The sequence below is a fragment of the Spongiactinospora sp. TRM90649 genome (assembly GCF_029382225.1).
Classification (GTDB): domain Bacteria; phylum Actinomycetota; class Actinomycetes; order Streptosporangiales; family Streptosporangiaceae; genus Spongiactinospora.
In genome coordinates this window covers 18,115-35,025 of record NZ_JARLTC010000004.1, presented here as the reverse complement: position 1 = coordinate 35,025, position 16,911 = coordinate 18,115, and the positions used below count along the sequence as shown (strand labels likewise).

Here is a 16,911-nt window from a genome sequence, read left to right as displayed (position 1 = left end):
ACGAGATCAACTGAGGCAGATGCTGATCGCCGGCTTTCCCACAGGGGCCTTGCAGGCCAACTGCTACGTCGCCGCTCCCGCCGCCGGCGAGGAGTGCGTGGTCATCGACCCTGGCCAGGACGCCGTCGCCGGACTCGACGACATGCTGCGCGAACACCGGCTCAAGCCGGTCGCGGTGCTGCTCACCCACGGCCACCTCGACCACGTCTGGTCGGTGGCGCCGGTCTGCGGGGCCCGCGACATCCCGGCCTGGATCCATCCCGAGGACCGCTCACTGCTGAGCGACCCGGCAAAGGGATTCTCGGCCACCGCGACGCAGATATTCGGCGGCATCACGCTCAGTGAGCCCGACGACGTTCGCGAACTGTCCGACGGCGCGGTGATGGAGATCGCGGGAATGCGGATCACCGTCGATCACACCCCGGGCCACACCTGGGGCTCGGTGTGCTTCCGGATGGCCGACGAGCAGGTCATGTTCTCCGGTGACCTGTTGTTCCAGGGCTCCATCGGACGCAGCGACCTCCCGGGCGGCGACTACCCGGCGATCCTGCGCAGCCTCGCCGTCAAGTGCCTGCCGTTGCCCGACGAGACGGTGGTACTGCCCGGTCACGGGCCACAGACCACGATCGGCCAGGAGCGCGCGACCAATCCGTATCTGGCGGAGGCCGCGCCGCAGGCCGGTCCCACCAGGGGGATCTGAATGACTTTCCAATCGCCGAAGGGCACCTTCGACTGGCTGCCCCCGCGCTCCGAGCGCGCGCTGCGGGTCCGCGAGGCGATGGCCGAGCCCGCAAGACGCGCCGGCTACGGCTACATCGAGACGCCGACCTTCGAGGACACCGCGCTGTTCGCCCGGGGCGTGGGCGAGTCCACCGACATCGTGTCCAAGGAGATGTACACCTTCCAGGACAAGGGCGGCCGGTCCATCACGCTGCGCCCCGAGGGCACCGCCCCGGTCGTGCGCGCGGTGCTGCAGCACGGCCTGCACAACGGCAGGCTCCCCGTGAAGCTGTGGTACTCCGGCAACAACTTCCGCTACGAGCGCGCCCAGCGGGGCCGGTACCGCCACTTCTCCCAGGTCGGCATCGAGGCCCTCGGAGCCGAGGACCCGGTGCTCGACGCCGAGGTCATCTCGCTCGGCGTCCAGGGATACGCCGCACTGGGCCTCGGCGGCATCACGCTGCTGCTCAACACGCTGGGCTGCAAGGAGTGCCGCCCGGCCTACCGGGCCGCCCTGCAGGGCTTCCTGCGCGGCCTCGACCTCGACGAGGCGACCAGGCAGCGCATCGAGATCAACCCGCTGCGCGTGCTCGACGACTCACGGCCCGAGGTCCAGGCTCGGCTCACCGGCGTGCCGCTGGTCACCGACCACCTCTGCCAGGCGTGCAAGGCCTACCACGAGGACGTCCGCTCGCTGCTGACCGCCTCCGGCGTCGCCTACACCGACGACCCCCGGCTGGTGCGCGGCCTCGACTACTACACGCGCACCACGTTCGAGTTCGTGCACGGCGGCCTGGGGTCGCAGTCGGCCGTGGGCGGCGGAGGCCGCTACGACGGGCTGAGTGAGATGATCGGCGGCCCGCCGCTGCCGAGCGTGGGCTGGGCCATCGGCGTCGACCGCACGGTGCTGGCGATGGAGGCCGAGGGGCTGTTCGGCGAGGATCCCGCCACCGGCACGCCCGTCCAGGTGTACGGCGTGCCGCTGGGCGAGGAGGCCCGCCGCCGGATGTTCCTGCTCCTCGCCGAGATCCGGGCCGCCGGGTTCGTCGCCGACATGGCGTTCGGCGGCAAGGGGCTCAAGGGCGCGATGAAGGGCGCCGACCGGTCCGGGGCGAGCGTCGCGCTCATCCTGGGCGAGCGTGACCTGGCGGCGCAGGCCGTCCAGATGAAGGACCTGACCACCGCAGAGCAGACCGAGGTGCCACTGGCCCAGGTCGTCGAAGCCTTGAAAGGGAAGATTCAGTGATCCGCACGCATACGGCCGGTTCGCTCCGTAAGGAGCACGCTGGCCGGCAGGTGACGCTGGCCGGCTGGGTGGCCCGTCGCCGCGACCACGGCGGGGTCGTCTTCATCGACCTGCGCGACGCCTCGGGCTCGGCCCAGGTGGTGTTCCGCGAGGACGACCTCGCCCACGACCTGCGGTCCGAGTACTGCCTGCGGGTCGTCGGCGAGGTGCGCGTGCGGCCGGAGGGCAACGAGAACCCCGATCTGCCCACCGGGGAGATCGAGGTGGTGGCCGACGAGGTGAGCGTGCTCAGCGAGGCGGCGCCGCTGCCCTTCCCCATCGAGGGCAGCACGGGGGTCTCGGAGGAGGCCCGCCTGAAGTACCGCTACCTCGACATCCGCCGCCCGCAGGTGGCCGAGGCGATCCGCACCCGCTCCAAGGCCACCTACCTTGCCAACCAGGTGCTCGACGAGCAGGGCTTCGTCTACGTCGAGACCCCCGCGCTGACCCGCTCCACGCCGGAGGGCGCGCGCGACTTCCTGGTGCCGGTGCGCCTCCAGCCGGGTCACTGGTACGCGCTGCCGCAGTCGCCGCAGCTCTTCAAGCAGCTCCTCATGGTCTCCGGCCTGGAGCGCTACTACCAGCTCGCCAAGTGCTTCCGCGACGAAGACCTGCGCGCCGACCGGCAGCCGGAGTTCACCCAGATCGACATCGAGATGTCGTTCGTCGACCAGGACGACGTCATCGCCGTCGGCGAGGCGCTGATCGGCCGGCTGTGGAAGGAGCTGCGCGGCTACGAGCTGCCCCTCCCGCTGCCCCGTGTCACCTACGCCGACGCCATGGCCAGGTACGGCTCCGACAAGCCCGACCTGCGCTTCGGCTGCGAACTGGTGGACATGACCGGCTACTTCGCGGGCACCGCGTTCCGGGTCTTCCAGGCGCCCTACGTCGGCGCGGTGGTCATGCCCGGCGGCGCCGGGCAGACCCGCAGGGAACTGGACGGCTGGCAGGACTGGGCCAAGGCGCGCGGCGCCAGGGGCCTGGCCTACGTGCTGGTGCAGCAGGACGGCACGCTCGGCGGCCCGGTCGCCAAGAACCTCTCAGAGGCCGAGCTGGCCGGGCTGGCGGAGGCCACCGGGGCGTCCCCCGGCGACGCGGTGTTCTTCGCCGCGGGCAAGCCGCGCGACTCCCGCGAGCTGCTCGGCGCTGCCCGGCTGGAGATCGGCAGGCGCGGCGGCCTGATCGACGAGTCGGCCTGGTCGTTCCTGTGGATCGTGGACGCGCCGATGTTCGAGGAGGACGGCGAGGGCGGCTGGACCGCGGTGCACCACCCGTTCACCGGTCCCAAGCCCGAGTGGGCCGACACCTTCCAGGACCACCCGGGCGAGGCCCTGGCCTACGCCTACGACATGGTCTGCAACGGCATGGAGATCGGCGGCGGCTCCATCCGTATCCACCGCGCCGAGATGCAGCAGCGGGTCTTCGAGGTGCTGGGCATCTCCAAGGAGGAGGCCGAGAGCAAGTTCGGCTGGCTGCTGGAGGCGTTCAAGTACGGCCCGCCGCCGCACGGCGGCATCGCCTACGGCTGGGACCGCGTCTGCATGCTGCTCGCCGGTGGCGAGTCCATCCGCGACGTGATCGCCTTCCCCAAGACGGCGTCCGGGTTCGACCCGCTCACCGCGGCGCCCACCCCGATCACCGCCGAGCAGCGCAAGGAGGCCGGCGTGGACGCCAAGCCGCGCGAGCCGGAGGCTCCCGGCACCGCCTGATCCCCGTGACGGGTCCGTGACAACGAACACGGCCGCCGTCCCCCCCGAGGGGGACGGCGGCCGTGGCACGCTCACTTGGCCAGGCTGACGTCCTTGATGATCACCGAGAGCTTGGGCGCGTGCGCGCCGCCGGTGTCGTTCACGTCGCCCTCGTTCTTGATGAACCCGCCCTTGGCGACCTCGTCTAGGATCTCGATGCCCTTGCTGACCTTGCCGAACGGCGTGTACGCCGCCTCCGAGTCCAGCGCGGTGGTGTCGTCGCCGAAGGAGATCGCGAACTGGCTGCCGTTGGAGTTGGCCGCCTCCGCCGCCTGGGCCATGAACACCGTGCCGCGCGTGTAGGACATCCCGCGCAGGTTCTCGTCGTTGAACAGGTAGCCGCTGCTGCCCTGCCCGTCGGTCTTGCTCTTGCCGTCGCCCTTGGCCAGCGGGTCACCGCACTGCAGCATCGCCAGGCCGGTGGCCTCCGGCATGGCCAGGCGGTGGCAGCGGGTGCCGTCGAAGAAGTTCTTCTTGGCCAGGTAGGCGAAGGAGTTGACCGTGCACGGCGCCTTCTGGGTGGCCAGGTCGATGACGATGTCGCCGCGGTTGGTCGCCAGCGTCATGGTCTTCCAGCCCAGGTTGGGCTTGGCGGGGGGCCGGCCGACGTCCTTGGCCGGGCTGCCGGAGTCGTCGTCACGGTAGGCGCACTCGCCCGGCTTGGCCGGGGCGGCCGAGGTCGAGATCGAGGGGGACACCGCCGGGGAGGACGAGGCCGACGCGCCGGGCGTCGCGGCCGCGGCGTTGGCCGGGTCCTTGTCGTCGCCTCCGCCGAGCAGCGTGGTCGCGGCCACGATGCCGCCGATCACGACGACGATTCCGATCCCCGCCCCGACGGTGACGTTCCGCTTCGCCCTGGACGCGCTCCTGCGCTCGTCGGCGGCACGTTGCGCCTGCCGCTCCTTGTGCTGCTGCGCCAGTTCGCTCTGGCGGTCGTCGCCGCTCACCGCTGATTCCTCCAGGATCGATTGCCGTGCTTTCGACTCGGCGAATCGTACCGGCAGTGGGATGTGAAACACGTAAGTGATGTGAATTGCCGGATGTGACCGGAGAGATACGAAGAGGTGATCGCCACGGGGAACCGGCGTAGGGTCCACGACCGTATTCCATTGGAACCGCTTGTACACCACGGCGCACACACCGTGCTCGCCGCTCGCACCTGGAGCAGCGCATGTTCGAACAGATCCTCGGTCTTCCCGCCCACCCGCTGATCGTCCACGGGGCGGTGGTGCTCGCACCGCTCGCCGTACTGGCCTCGATCGCCTACGCCCTCCTGCCGGGCTGGCGGACCCGGCTCGGCTGGGCGGTCGCGGGGCTGTCGGTCGCCGCCCCCGCGGCCGTCTTCGCCGCCAGGCAGAGCGGCATCGCGCTCAAGGCGCAGCTGTTCCCCGATGGGCCGCCCGCGCAGATGGCCGGTCCCATCGGCGACCACGAGGGGTTCGCCGGGCCGCTGCTGTGGACCACCGTCGGTCTGGGCGTGGCCGGGCTCCTGATGGTCTTCGCCGGGCCCAGGCTCGGCAAGACCCTGTCGGCGGTTCTCTCCGGCGTGACCGTGCTGCTCGCCCTGGCCGTCGGCTTCTACGTGATCCGCGCCGGTCACACGGGTGCGATCGCCGTCTGGGGGACCCGATGACCCCGCCCGCACCTGTAGTGTCTGGATAGTGGAGAGTCTGTTCGATTCGGCCGCCGAGGACGCGCATCGCGGGCAGGAGCCGCTCGCCGTGCGCATGCGGCCCCGCTCCCTCGACGAGGTGCTCGGCCAGCGCCATCTCCTCGGTCCCGGCACTCCGCTGCGCCGGCTCGTGGAGAGCGAGGCGCCCATGTCGCTCTTCCTGTGGGGGCCGCCGGGCACCGGCAAGACCACCCTGGCCTACGTCGTGGCAGGGGTCACCAAGCGCCGCTTCGTCGAGGTCTCGGCGGTGTCGGCGGGCGTCAAGGACGTCCGCGCCGCCATCGACTCGGCACGCCGCGAGCTGGGCATGACCGGCCGCCAGACCGTCCTGTTCGTCGATGAGGTGCACCGCTTCAACAAGGCCCAGCAGGACGCGCTGCTGCCCGCCGTCGAGAACCGCTGGGTGACCTTCATCGGCGCCACCACCGAGAATCCGTTCTTCTCGGTGATCTCGCCGCTGCTGTCCCGCTCGCTGCTGCTCACCCTGGAGTCGCTGTCCGACGACGACGTGGCGGCCGTCCTTGAGCGGGCCGTGACCGACGAGCGCGGGCTCGGCGGCCGGGCGCGCCTCGCGCCCGAGGCCCTCGACCAGCTCGTACGGCTGGCCGGCGGCGACGCCCGCCGCTCGCTGACCTACCTGGAGGCCGCCGCCCTCCTCGAAGACGAGATCACCGTGGAGGTCGTCGAGCGCGCGGTCGACAAGGCCGCCGTGCGCTACGACCGCCAGGGCGACCAGCACTACGACGTCGTCAGCGCCTTCATCAAGTCGATGCGCGGCTCCGACGCCGACGCGGCGCTGCACTACCTGGCGCGCATGGTCGAGGCGGGGGAGGACCCCCGCTTCATCGCCCGGCGCATCGTGATCTTCGCCTCGGAGGACGTCGGCATGGCCGACCCGACCTGCCTGCAGGTGGCGGTGGCCGCCGCGCAGGCGGTCGAGTTCATCGGCCTGCCCGAGGGCCGCCTCAACCTGGCCCAGGCCGTGATCCACTGCGCGCTGGCGCCCAAGTCGAACGCGGTGATCAAGGCGATCGGGGCGGCGTGCGGCGACGTCTCGCGGGGCGCGATCGGCCAGGTGCCAGGTCACCTGCGCGACTCCCACTACCCGGGCGCCAAGAAGCTCGGCCACGGCGAGGGCTACAAGTACCCGCACGACCACGAGCACGGGCTGGTCCGCCAGGACTACGCCCCGGCCGAGTTGCGCGACCGCCGTTACTACGAGCCCACCAGGCACGGGGCCGAGGCCGGGTACGCCGACCGGTGGGCCAGGATCCGCGACTTCCTGCGGGGTGGCGGTCCGGGGTGAGGCGGCCGGAGCCGTACCATCGACTGACGAGCCACGGTCCGCGGCGCGGGCACGATAGGGTCTTCCCATTCCACTCGCCGTCAGCCGGGTAACCAACGAGGGGATTGAGCCGCACATGCTTACCGCGGGACAGGTCGCGGGCCTGATCGTCGCCATGTTCTGGGCGATCCTGGTCTGCTTCCTCGCCATGGTGCTCGTCAAGGTCGCCCGGCTGCTGACCGAGACCACCAAGATGGTCGCCGAACTGGGCGAGCGGGTCGTGCCGCTGCTCGACGACGTCAACGTCACGGTGGGCGAGGCCAACCGCCAGCTCGCCGCCCTCGACGTCATCGCCCTCGACGTCAAGCAGGTCAGCGGTCACCTGGCCAGGCTCTCGGCCATCGCCTCCACGCTGGTCACCGGCCCCCTCATCAAGGTCTCCGCGTTCGGCCACGGCGTGCGCCGGGCCGCCTCCGCGCGCCGCGATCCCCATCGGCGGCCCCGTACCGCGGGGCGGCGCCGATGATCCGCCGGCTCTTCTACATCTCGCTCGGCGCGTTCGCCGCGGTCTGGGTGATGCGCAGGTTGCGCGCGTTGCAGCCCGACCACCTGGCCAACCGCGCGGTGGGCCGGATGACGGGCCTGCTGGCCGGGGTCCGCGAGTTCGCGGACGAGGCGCTGGAGGCCGCGGCGAAACGCGAGTCGGAGCTGCGGGCCGAGTACGGCCTCGACACTTTCGACGGAAATATCACTACAAACCACTATGTGAAGGACGGCCGCTGAGATGGAGTCGGCAGAGATCGCCCGCCGCTTCCTGCGCTTCTTCGAGGAGCGCGGGCACACCATCGTGCCCTCGGCGAGCCTGGTCGCCGAAGACCCCACGTTGCTCCTCGTCAACGCCGGCATGGTGCCGTTCAAGCCCTACTTCCTCGGCCAGCGCAAGCCCCCGGCCGACCGGCTGACGACCTCGCAGAAGTGCGTGCGCACGCCCGACATCGACGAGGTGGGCAAGACCACCCGGCACGCCACCTTCTTCCAGATGCTCGGCAACTTCTCCTTCGGCGACTACTTCAAGGACGGGGCCATCCCGTTCGCCTGGGAGCTGCTGACCCGGACCGAGTCCGACGGCGGGTTCGGCTTCCCCGAGGAGCGGCTCTGGGTCACCGTCTACGAAGACGACGACGAGGCCGCCGACCTGTGGCACAACAAGGTCGGCGTGCCGGTGGAGCGCATCCAGCGTCGCGGGCTCGCCGACAACTACTGGCACATGGGCGTGCCCGGCCCCGGCGGCCCCTGCTCCGAGATCTACTACGACCGCGGCGCCGAGTACGGCCGTGAGGGCGGCCCGGTCGTCGACGAGAGCCGCTACCTGGAGGTCTGGAACCTCGTCTTCATGCAGTCGCAGCTCTCCGAGGTCCGCACCAAGGTCGACTTCGACATCCAGGGCGAGCTGCCGGCCAAGAACATCGACACCGGCATGGGCCTGGAGCGCATGGCGGCGATCCTGCAGGGCGTCGACAACATCTACGAGATCGACACCACCTACAAGATCCTCGACCGCGCGGCCGACCTGACCCGCACCCGCTACGGGCGCGACCCCCGCGCCGACGTCAGCCTGCGCGTCGTGGCCGACCACGTCCGCACCGGCGTCATGCTCGTGGCCGACGGCGTGATCCCGGGCAACGAGGGCCGGGGCTACGTCCTGCGCCGCATCCTGCGCCGCTCCATCCGCAACCTGCGGCTGCTCGGCTCCGGCGACGAGCGCTACATGCACGAGCTGACCGCCGTCGCCATCGACGTGATGGGCCGCCAGTACGCCGAGCTGAAGGCCGACGCCCCGCAGATCCACGGCGTGATCGACGCCGAGGAGGCCTCCTTCCTGGGCACCCTGCGCACCGGCACCGCGATCTTCGACGTGGCCGTGGAGGAGACCAAGCGCAAGGGCGGCGAGGTCCTCGCGGGCGCGCAGGCGTTCCAGCTCCACGACACCTACGGCTTCCCGATCGACCTCACCCTGGAGATGGCCGCCGAGCAGGGCCTGCGGGTCGACGAGGAGGGCTTCCGCGGGCTCATGCGCGAGCAGCGCGAGCGCGCCAAGGCCGACGCCGCCGCCAAGAAGACCGGCAACGCCGACATCTCGGTGCTGGGCCACCTTCTGGAGCGCGCGGGCCGGGTCGAGTTCCTCGGCTACGACGCCGCCGCGGCCGAGGGCGAGATCCTCGGCATCATGATCGACGGGGCCTCGGTCCCCGCGGCGGGCGCGGGCACGACCGTCGAGCTCGTGCTCAACCGCACGCCGTTCTACGCCGAGGGCGGCGGCCAGCTCGCCGACCAGGGCGTCATCCGCACCGACGGCGCCGAGATCGACATCGTCGACGTGCAGTCGCCGCTGGCCGGGCTGACCGTCCACCGGGGCAAGGTCCGCACCGGCGAGGTCCGGGTGGGCGACTCCGCGCAGGCCGAGATCGACGTCGAGCGCCGCCGGGCGATCTCCCGCAGCCACACCGCGACCCACCTGGTGCACCGGGGCTTCCGCAACGCGCTCGGCGAGTCCGCCGCGCAGGCCGGCTCGGAGAACTCCCCTGGACGCTTCCGCTTCGACTTCACCGCCGCCGGGGCCGTGCCGCCGAGCGTGCTGCGCGACGTCGAGGACGAGGTCAACGCGGTCCTGATCAACGACCTCGCGGTCAACGCGTTCTACACCACGCAGAGCGAGGCGCGCGCGATGGGCGCGCTGGCGCTGTTCGGCGAGAAGTACGGCGACGAGGTCCGCATCGTGGAGGTGGGCGACTACTCCCGCGAGCTGTGCGGCGGCACCCACGTGGCCAGCTCCGGGCATCTGGGCCTGGTCAAGGTGCTCGGCGAGTCGTCCATCGGAGCCGGCGTGCGGCGGGTCGAGGCCCTGGTCGGCCTCGACGCCTTCCGCTTCCTGGCCCGCGAGAGCGTGCTGGTGGCCCAGCTCAGCGAGCAGCTCAAGACCCGCAGGGAGGAGCTGCCCGAGCGGGTCGAGGGCATCGTCGCCCGGCTGCGAGCCGCGGAGAAGGAGCTTGAGCGGCTGCGCTCGGCGCAGGTCCTCGCGGTCGCAGGAGAGCTGGCCGCCGGGGCCGCCGACGTCGGCGGCGTGTCCGTGGTGACGCACCGCGCGCCCGACGGCACCTCGGCCGACGATCTGCGCAAGCTCGCGCTCGACGTGCGGGGCCGGATCCACGCAGAGCGGGGCGCCGTCGTGGTGGTCGCGGGCGTGCCCGCCGAGCGGCCGGTGGTGGTCGCCGCGGTGAACGAGCCGGGCCGCGCGCGCGGGCTCTCGGCGGGACGCCTGGTCGGCGTCGCGGCCAAGGAGCTCGGCGGCGGCGGCGGCGGCAAGGACGACGTGGCTCAGGGCGGGGGGGCACGCCCGGAGTCCATTGATGACGCGCTGCGCGCCGTACAGGCCGCGGTGTCCCAGCGGCTCGCGTGAGCGAATCGCGCCACGTGATGAGCCGCGGGGGCGGCTCGGTGGGATGCGCGGCCGGCCGGGCCGCCGGTGTGGGGGTTCGCGCCGGGAGCGCCCGGTGAGGCGGGGCGTGCGGCTCGGCGTCGACGTGGGGTCGGTGCGGGTCGGCGTGGCGCGCAGTGATCCGTCCGGAATGCTGGCCGTCCCGGTCGAGACCGTGCGCAGGGGCAAGGACGACCTGGCCCGCCTCGCCGCGATCGCGGCCGAGTACGAGGTCATCGAGGTCGTGGTTGGGTTGCCGACCTCGCTGTCCGGGCAGCAGGGCAAGGCCGCCGAGCTGGCGGTGGGGTTCGCGCGGCGGCTGGCCGTACGGCTGGCCCCCGTGCCGGTGCGGCTGTTGGACGAGCGGCTCACCACCGTGTCCGCGCAGCAGGGGCTGCGCGCGAGCGGGGTGCGGGCCAGGAACCAGCGTGACGTGGTCGACCAGGTCGCGGCCGTGGTGCTGCTGCAGGCCGCGCTCGACTCCGAGCGCAACACCGGGCGCCCGCCCGGCAGGGCCGTTGACCCGGACGCCGGGGGCGGCCCGAATTGACGCTTCCTGTCGGCCGTGGGTGAGACCCGTGGTCCATAACACTTTTCCGAACCATGGACTATCGCCGGTTCCTGCGGGAAATTTCCGGGGGAAGGCACAATCGTGACGGCCGCAAACCCGGTCAAGGGCGCTCGGCCCGGGTCCGGTTCCCGCCGACCGCAGCATAGAATCGCGAAATTCCCTGACATAGAGAGCGAGTTCGTGAGATACCGGGTAGAGCCGACATGCTTTGGGACATCCTGATGTCCCGAGGGATACCCCCAATCCCATCGGGGCGGCCGAGCGGAATCGCCGGGCCGAGCGCCCTCACGGGCCGGCTCGCGTCCGCTACCGGTTCGGCGGATTCGCTTGACTTCGGGCCGCCCGTAACGGGAGATTGGCCAGCGCATCTATGAACGATCTCGACATGGACTTCCTGCTCGGCACCGACGACGGCGATGACCGGCCGCGTCGTGGCCGGTCATCGGGGCGCGGCAAGCGCGGGCGGCGACGCAGGCGCAGGCGCAACCGAGGCGGGTTCCTCGCGCCGATGCTCGCCATCATCATCCTGGCGGGCATCTTCGGCGGCGGCGGCTACTACGGCTATCACTGGCTGCGCGACGCCATGGTCCCCGACGACTTCACCGGCCAGGGCAGCGGCGAGATCGTGGTGGAGGTACGCCAGGGCGCCAGCGCGGCCGAGATCGCCGACCTGCTGGAGAAGCAGGGCGTGGTGGCCAGCGCCCGCGCGTTCACCAACGCGGTGGACGCCGCGGGCAAGAGCGCCTCGCTCCAGCCCGGCGAGTACAAGATGCGCAAGCGGATGGCGGCCAAGGACGCCGTGGTCCTGCTCGACCCGGCCAAGCGGCTGCTGGCCAAGGTCACCATCCGGGAGGGGCTGCGGGTCTCCCAGATCATCAAGGAGCTGGCCGCGCAGACGAAGCTGCCGGAGAAGGACTTCCAGACGGCGGCCAAGGGCCTGGAACTGCCGAGGGCGGCCAAGGGACGCCTGGAGGGCTACGCCTTCCCGGCGACCTACGAGATCACCCCCAAGATGACCCCGTCGGAGATCCTCTCGGCCATGGTCGACCGGTACAACACCGCCTCCGAACAGGCCAGGATGGCCGAGGGCGCCAAGGACCTGAAGCTCACCCAGCACCAGTTGCTCACCATCGCCAGCATCGTCCAGGCCGAGGCGGGCAACGCGGCCGACATGCCGAAGATCGCCCGGGTGATCTACAACCGGCTCAACCAGAAGCCGCCGATGAAGCTGCAGATGGACAGCACCGTCATGTACGCCCTGAACAAGTACGGCATCATGGCCACGATGGCCGAGACGGAGAGCGAGTCGCCGTACAACACCTACCGGCACCTCGGGCTGCCGCCGGGCCCGATCAGCAACCCCGGCGACCACGCCATCGAGGCCACGCTCAACCCCGCCGACGGCCCCTGGCTGTACTTCGTGGCGACCGACCCCAAGCGGGGCATCACCAAGTACACCGCGAGCTATGACGAGTTCCTGCAGTTCAAGGCCGAGTTCGAACGGAACTACAAGGGCGGATGACGACACCGGGACCCCCCGCCGCGCGGGCCGCCGTGCTCGGCTCCCCGATCGCGCACTCGCTCTCACCCGTGCTGCACCGCGCGGCCTATGAGGCGCTCGGCCTGACCGGCTGGCGCTACGACGCCGTCGAGTGCGACGAGGGCGCCCTGCCCGCGCTGCTGGCCGGCCTCGGCCCGGAGTGGGCCGGGCTGTCGCTGACCATGCCGCTCAAGCGAGCCGTGCTGCCGCTGCTCGACACCGCGACCGACCTGACCGCGGAGGTGGGCGGGGCGAACACGGTGGTGCTGCGCGACGGGCGCAGGCACGGTGACAACACCGACGTGTACGGCATCGTGGCCGCGCTCATCGAGTCCGGGGTGCACGTGCCGGCCTCTGCGGCGATCCTGGGCGGCGGCGCCACGGCGGCCTCGGCGCTGGCCGCGCTGCGCGACCTCGGGCTGGGCGCGGCCACCCTGGTGGCGCGCGACCCCGCCAGGGCGGGCGAGACGATCCAGGTGGCCGAACGGCTGGGCATGGCGCTGTCGGTCCTCTCCTTCGACAAGCTCTCCGTCGCGGTGGACGCGGAGCTGGTGATCAGCACGCTGCCCTCCGGCGCGGCCGATCCGCTGGCCGGCGAGCTGGCCGGGGTGCCCGCGCTGCTCGACGTGGTCTACTCGCCCTGGCCCACGGTGCTCGCGGGCGCGGTGGCCGCCGGGGGCGGCACCGTCGTGAGCGGGTTCGCCATGCTGCTGCACCAGGCCGTGCGCCAGGTCGAGCTGATGACCGGCCGGGCCGACGTCCCGGTCGAGGCGATGCGTGCGGCGGGCGAGGCGGAGCTGGCCCGGCGTACGGCGGGATGATTCAGCGTGCCTGCCGTGTTGTGGTAACGTAAGTACTCGATCGGTCCGGCGTGCCTGCCGGATGCGCAAGCGGAGGTCTTCCTCCCACCTGATCGGCCGAAAGGCCGGCGGGTCAAGGATCACACCGGATATCTGCTCCGGAGGGCTCGAAAGGGCCCGGTGGCCCCGCATGCGCGACGTGCGGGGCATTTTGCGTCGTCGGCGACGCGACCTGGACCCCGGCACGATCGAGCACGTGGCGGTCGCCTGTGGAGGCGGCCGAGGATCGTAAACCTAGGAGGTCCCATCAGCGCCGAACCCCGCATCAACGAGCGTATCCGCGTCCCCGAGGTTCGCCTCGTCGGTCCCAACGGTGAGCAGGTCGGCATCGTCTCCATCCACGATGCGCTGAAGCTGGCCCAGGAGGCCGACCTGGATCTGGTGGAGGTCGCGGCAACCGCTCGGCCGCCTGTGTGCAAGCTCATGGACTACGGAAAGTTCAAGTACGAGTCCGCGATGAAGGCGCGCGAGGCGCGTCGCAACCAGGCGCACACGATCATCAAGGAGATCAAGCTCCGGCCGAAGATCGACCCGCACGACTACGAGACCAAGAAGGGTCACGTCGTGCGCTTCCTCAAAGCCGGGGACAAGGTCAAGGTCACGATCATGTTCAGGGGCCGTGAGCAGTCCCGGCCCGAGCTCGGCTCCCGGCTGCTGCGGCGGCTGGCCGAAGACGTGACGGAGCTGGGCTTCGTCGAGTCGCAGCCGAAGCAGGACGGCCGTAACATGATCATGGTGATCGGTCCGCACAAGAAGAAGGCCGAGGCCAAGGCCGAGAAGGCGGCGGCCAAAGCCCGGCGCGACGACGACACGGCGACCGAGGCCGTTGACGAGGGTTAGCCGCCGGTAATCCGGCAGGCCCCCGGCCATGGGCCAAGCCGAGACCGATACGGTCTCGATGTCAGGCATGCCCTTGACTCGGGTAACCGGCCCGGGGCAACGGCACGAGGAACGAGGGAGAGACGGCTGCCATGCCGAAGATGAAGACGCACAGTGGTGCCAAGAAGCGGTTCCGGATGACCGGATCCGGAAAGATCATCCGTCGCCGGGCCAACCGTGCGCACTACAACGAGCACAAGCCGTCCACCCTGACCCGCCGCCTCGCTCCTGATGTGGTCATGTCCGCCGCGGACACCAAGAAGATCAAGAAGCTGCTCGCCAAGTAAGCGAATCCCCGGGGAGATAGATAGCCATGGCACGCGTGAAGCGGGCGCTCAACGCCAAGAAGAAGCGCCGGGTCGTTCTCGAACGGGCGAGTGGTTACCGTGGCCAGCGGTCGCGCCTGTACCGCAAGGCCAAGGAGCAGATGCTCCACTCGATGACCTACGCCTACCGCGACCGCAAGGATCGCAAGGGTCAGTTCCGGCGGCTGTGGATCCAGCGGATCAACGCCGCGGCCCGGCAGAACGGCATCACCTACAACCGGTTCATCCAGGGTCTGAAGCTGGCCGGGATCGAGGTCGACCGCAAGATCCTCGCGGATCTGGCCGTCACCGACGCCGCCACGTTCTCCACCCTGGTCGAGGCCGCCAGGAAGGCGCTGCCGGCCGACGTCAACGCGCCGGTCGCCTGACAGCGTCACCGCCCGCCGTGATCGCGCGGTCCGCGCGGATCCTGATCGTCTGAGGATCCCGCGACCATGTGGTCACGGCGTTTCTTTTTTGCAGGCGTGCTCAGCACGCTGTTTCGTTCCAGGGGAGCACGATGGCCAGGCCGGAACTGACCAACATCAGGTCGCCGAAGGTGAAGGCGGCCAGGCGCCTGGCCAAACGCGCCTTCCGCGAACGCGACCGCGCCTTCCTCGCGGAGGGCCCGCAGGCGGTTCGCGAGGCGCTGCGGCTGGAGGGCGTCACCGTCGAGCTGTACGCCACGGCGGAGGCCGAGTCCCGGCACGCCGAGATCGTGACGGAGGCGGCGCGCGCCGGTGTGCCCGTCCACCCGGTCAGCGGTGAGGTCATGGCCGAGCTGGCCCAGACCGTGACCCCGCAGGGAGTGCTGGCGGTCTGCAGGCTGCTGCACGTGCCGCTGGCCGAGGCCGTGGGCGCCGACACCCGGCTGGTCGCCGTGCTGGCCCACGTGCGCGACCCCGGCAACGCGGGCACCGTGCTGCGCACGGCCGACGCGGCAGGAGCCGACGCGGTGGTGTTCACCGACGCCTCGGTCGACCCCTACAACGGCAAGTGCGTGCGAGCCAGCGCGGGGAGCCTGTTCCACCTCCCGGTGGCGATGGGGGAGCCGGTGGCGCGGGCCGTGGGGCATCTGCGCGAGCGCGGCCTCACCGTGCTCGCCGCGGACGGCAGCGGCGAACGCACGCTCGACGACGTGGACCTTTCGGGCCCCACCGCATGGGTTTTCGGCAATGAGGCGTGGGGGCTTCCCGAGGAGATTCTCCGATCGGCGGACGAGGTGGTCCGCGTTCCTATCTACGGAAAGGCGGAAAGCCTCAATCTCGCGACCGCCGCAGCGGTGTGTTTGTACGCATCTGCCCGGGCTCAGAGGGAAAAGTGAGGCTGCCGTAGGGGCCGGGAAACCCGCTATTGTCGCCTTGTAGGTCGAGGAGGCGGGGTCGTTGCAGGGCGAGAACACCGATACGCCGCACCCTGACGCGGCATGCCTGTTCACCGCCGACGAGCTTCCGGACGGTCTGATCATCATCGACCGTGAGGGCCGGGTCCTGCTCGTCAACCGGGCGGCCACCCGGCTCACCGGCGTCCGGGCCGAGGCGGCGGTCGGCAGCGACATCCGTGACGTCTTCCCCTTCAGAGACCCCGACGGGCGCGAGTGGTGGAAGTGGCTCGACCCCTGCGGCGGGCTGCGGGTCCGCACCCGCCAGCCCGAGTGCTACGTCCAGGTCCCCGGCGGCCAGGAACTTCTCCTCGCCGCCCGGCTGGTGCGCGAGCCGGAGCGCGGCGGCGAGGTGGTCCGGGTGGTGGTCACGCTGCGCGACGCCGGCGCCCGCGCCCGCCTGGAGCGCAGCAGGGCCGACCTGGTCTCGACCGTCGCCCATGAGCTGCGCTCGCCGCTGACCAGCGTGAAGGGCTTCACCGCCACCCTGCTCGCCAAGTGGGCGCGCTTCACCGACGACCAGAAGCGCGTCATGCTGGAGACCGTCAACTCCGACGCCGACCGGGTGACCCGCCTGATCACCGAGCTGCTCGACGTCTCGCGCATCGAGTCCGGCCGCCTGCAACTGCACCGGCAGATCGTCGACATCCCCGCGCGGGCCCGCAGGCTGATCGCCGGGCGGGTGGCGGCGGGCGAGCGTGACGGCCGGTTCCGGCTGCACGTCGAGGGCGAACTCCCCGAGATGTGGCTAGACCAGGACAAGATCGATCAGATCCTGGCGAACCTCCTGGAAAACGCTGTGCGCCACGGACGCGGTACCGTGACAATAGTCGTGGAACCGATCGAGTGGGGAGTGGCCGTGTCCGTCAGGGACCAGGGCGAGGGCATCGCGCCCGAGCTGGCCACACGCGTGTTCCGGCAGTTCTGGCGGGGGCAGGGCCGCCGCCGTGGCGGCACCGGGCTCGGCCTGTTCATCGTCAAGGGCCTTGTCGAGGCGCACGGCGGCACCATCACCGTGCAGCGTGCCCCGGAGGGCGGGGCGGAGTTCCGATTTACCGTGCCCACCGGCAGGCCCGACTTCGCCTGAGCGAACGCGCGGTCGTCCTCCCGGTGGGCTCCGCCGTGGAAAGCACTAGAATCGTGCCGCTCAAGCCCTGAATCGGAGCTCTCTCTTGTCTAACTACGACCCG

At 70.9% G+C, this 16,911-nt stretch carries 17 protein-coding genes; 16 read left to right on the top strand and 1 reads right to left on the bottom strand.

Annotation, left to right across the window (positions count from 1 at the left end; genetic code table 11):
* The first annotated feature begins 19 nt into the window (after positions 1-19).
* From P3X83_RS05130 to aspS, 3 genes are read left to right on the top strand one after another with little or no spacing between them, the layout of a single operon-like run.
* The gene (locus P3X83_RS05130; protein ID WP_277303685.1) at positions 20-700 is read left to right on the top strand and encodes an MBL fold metallo-hydrolase; all 681 of its coding nucleotides are present in this window, start codon (positions 20-22) and stop codon (positions 698-700) included.
* Positions 701-1,966: a histidine--tRNA ligase gene (gene hisS, locus P3X83_RS05125; RefSeq protein ID WP_277303684.1), complete on the top strand. Its 1,266-nt coding sequence runs from the start codon at positions 701-703 to the stop codon at positions 1,964-1,966. It begins immediately after the preceding gene.
* Positions 1,963-3,714, top strand: coding sequence for an aspartate--tRNA ligase (gene aspS, locus P3X83_RS05120; protein ID WP_277303683.1), 1,752 nt, complete (start codon positions 1,963-1,965; stop codon positions 3,712-3,714). The genes hisS and aspS overlap by 4 nt, the downstream gene beginning before the upstream one ends.
* A gap of 71 nt (positions 3,715-3,785) precedes the next feature.
* On the opposite strand, the gene P3X83_RS05115 is transcribed toward aspS, so the two are convergent.
* Positions 3,786-4,700: a peptidylprolyl isomerase gene (locus tag P3X83_RS05115; RefSeq protein WP_277303682.1), complete on the bottom strand. Its 915-nt coding sequence runs from the start codon at positions 4,698-4,700 to the stop codon at positions 3,786-3,788.
* 224 nt (positions 4,701-4,924) lie between these two features.
* Here P3X83_RS05115 and P3X83_RS05110 point away from each other — a divergent pair, with 224 nt between their 5' ends.
* The 13 genes from P3X83_RS05110 to P3X83_RS05050 all read left to right on the top strand — a co-directional run bounded on the left by P3X83_RS05110 (position 4,925) and on the right by P3X83_RS05050 (position 16,808).
* Positions 4,925-5,386, top strand: a complete 462-nt coding sequence (locus P3X83_RS05110) for a DUF2231 domain-containing protein (RefSeq protein WP_277303681.1) — start codon at positions 4,925-4,927, stop codon at positions 5,384-5,386.
* A gap of 28 nt (positions 5,387-5,414) precedes the next feature.
* Complete coding sequence (locus tag P3X83_RS05105) at positions 5,415-6,731, top strand: replication-associated recombination protein A (RefSeq protein ID WP_277303680.1); 1,317 nt, start codon at positions 5,415-5,417, stop codon at positions 6,729-6,731.
* 115 nt (positions 6,732-6,846) lie between these two features.
* Complete coding sequence (locus tag P3X83_RS05100; RefSeq protein ID WP_277303679.1) at positions 6,847-7,236, top strand: DUF948 domain-containing protein; 390 nt, start codon at positions 6,847-6,849, stop codon at positions 7,234-7,236.
* Complete coding sequence (locus tag P3X83_RS05095) at positions 7,233-7,493, top strand: hypothetical protein (RefSeq protein WP_277303678.1); 261 nt, start codon at positions 7,233-7,235, stop codon at positions 7,491-7,493. The genes P3X83_RS05100 and P3X83_RS05095 overlap by 4 nt, the downstream gene beginning before the upstream one ends.
* Position 7,494: 1 nt before the next feature.
* A complete protein-coding gene (gene alaS / locus P3X83_RS05090; RefSeq protein ID WP_277303677.1) occupies positions 7,495-10,167 on the top strand; it encodes an alanine--tRNA ligase in 2,673 nt (890 codons plus the stop codon).
* Between the two features lie 94 nt (positions 10,168-10,261).
* A complete protein-coding gene (gene ruvX / locus P3X83_RS05085) occupies positions 10,262-10,735 on the top strand; it encodes a Holliday junction resolvase RuvX (RefSeq protein ID WP_277303676.1) in 474 nt (157 codons plus the stop codon).
* A 391-nt stretch (positions 10,736-11,126) separates the two neighbouring features.
* Positions 11,127-12,278 (top strand): endolytic transglycosylase MltG, encoded by a 1,152-nt coding sequence (mltG, locus tag P3X83_RS05080; protein WP_277303675.1) that lies wholly within the window; start codon positions 11,127-11,129, stop codon positions 12,276-12,278.
* Entirely contained in the window at positions 12,275-13,117 is an 843-nt protein-coding gene (locus tag P3X83_RS05075) for a shikimate dehydrogenase (RefSeq protein ID WP_277303674.1), read from the top strand. Before mltG ends, P3X83_RS05075 begins: the two co-directional genes overlap by 4 nt.
* Before the next feature lie 285 nt (positions 13,118-13,402).
* Positions 13,403-13,996 carry a translation initiation factor IF-3 gene (gene infC, locus P3X83_RS05070; RefSeq protein WP_277303740.1) on the top strand — a complete coding sequence of 198 codons (594 nt, stop codon included), beginning with the start codon at positions 13,403-13,405 and terminating at the stop codon, positions 13,994-13,996.
* Positions 13,997-14,127: 131 nt separating this feature from the next.
* On the top strand, positions 14,128-14,322 hold the full coding sequence (gene rpmI, locus P3X83_RS05065) for a 50S ribosomal protein L35 (protein WP_111167197.1): 195 nt from the start codon (positions 14,128-14,130) through the stop codon (positions 14,320-14,322).
* A 26-nt stretch (positions 14,323-14,348) separates the two neighbouring features.
* Entirely contained in the window at positions 14,349-14,729 is a 381-nt protein-coding gene (rplT, locus tag P3X83_RS05060; RefSeq protein ID WP_277303673.1) for a 50S ribosomal protein L20, read from the top strand.
* 131 nt (positions 14,730-14,860) lie between these two features.
* Positions 14,861-15,664, top strand: coding sequence for an RNA methyltransferase (locus P3X83_RS05055; protein ID WP_277303672.1), 804 nt, complete (start codon positions 14,861-14,863; stop codon positions 15,662-15,664).
* A 61-nt stretch (positions 15,665-15,725) separates the two neighbouring features.
* A complete protein-coding gene (locus tag P3X83_RS05050; RefSeq protein WP_277303671.1) occupies positions 15,726-16,808 on the top strand; it encodes an ATP-binding protein in 1,083 nt (360 codons plus the stop codon).
* The last annotated feature ends 103 nt before the right edge of the window (positions 16,809-16,911 follow it).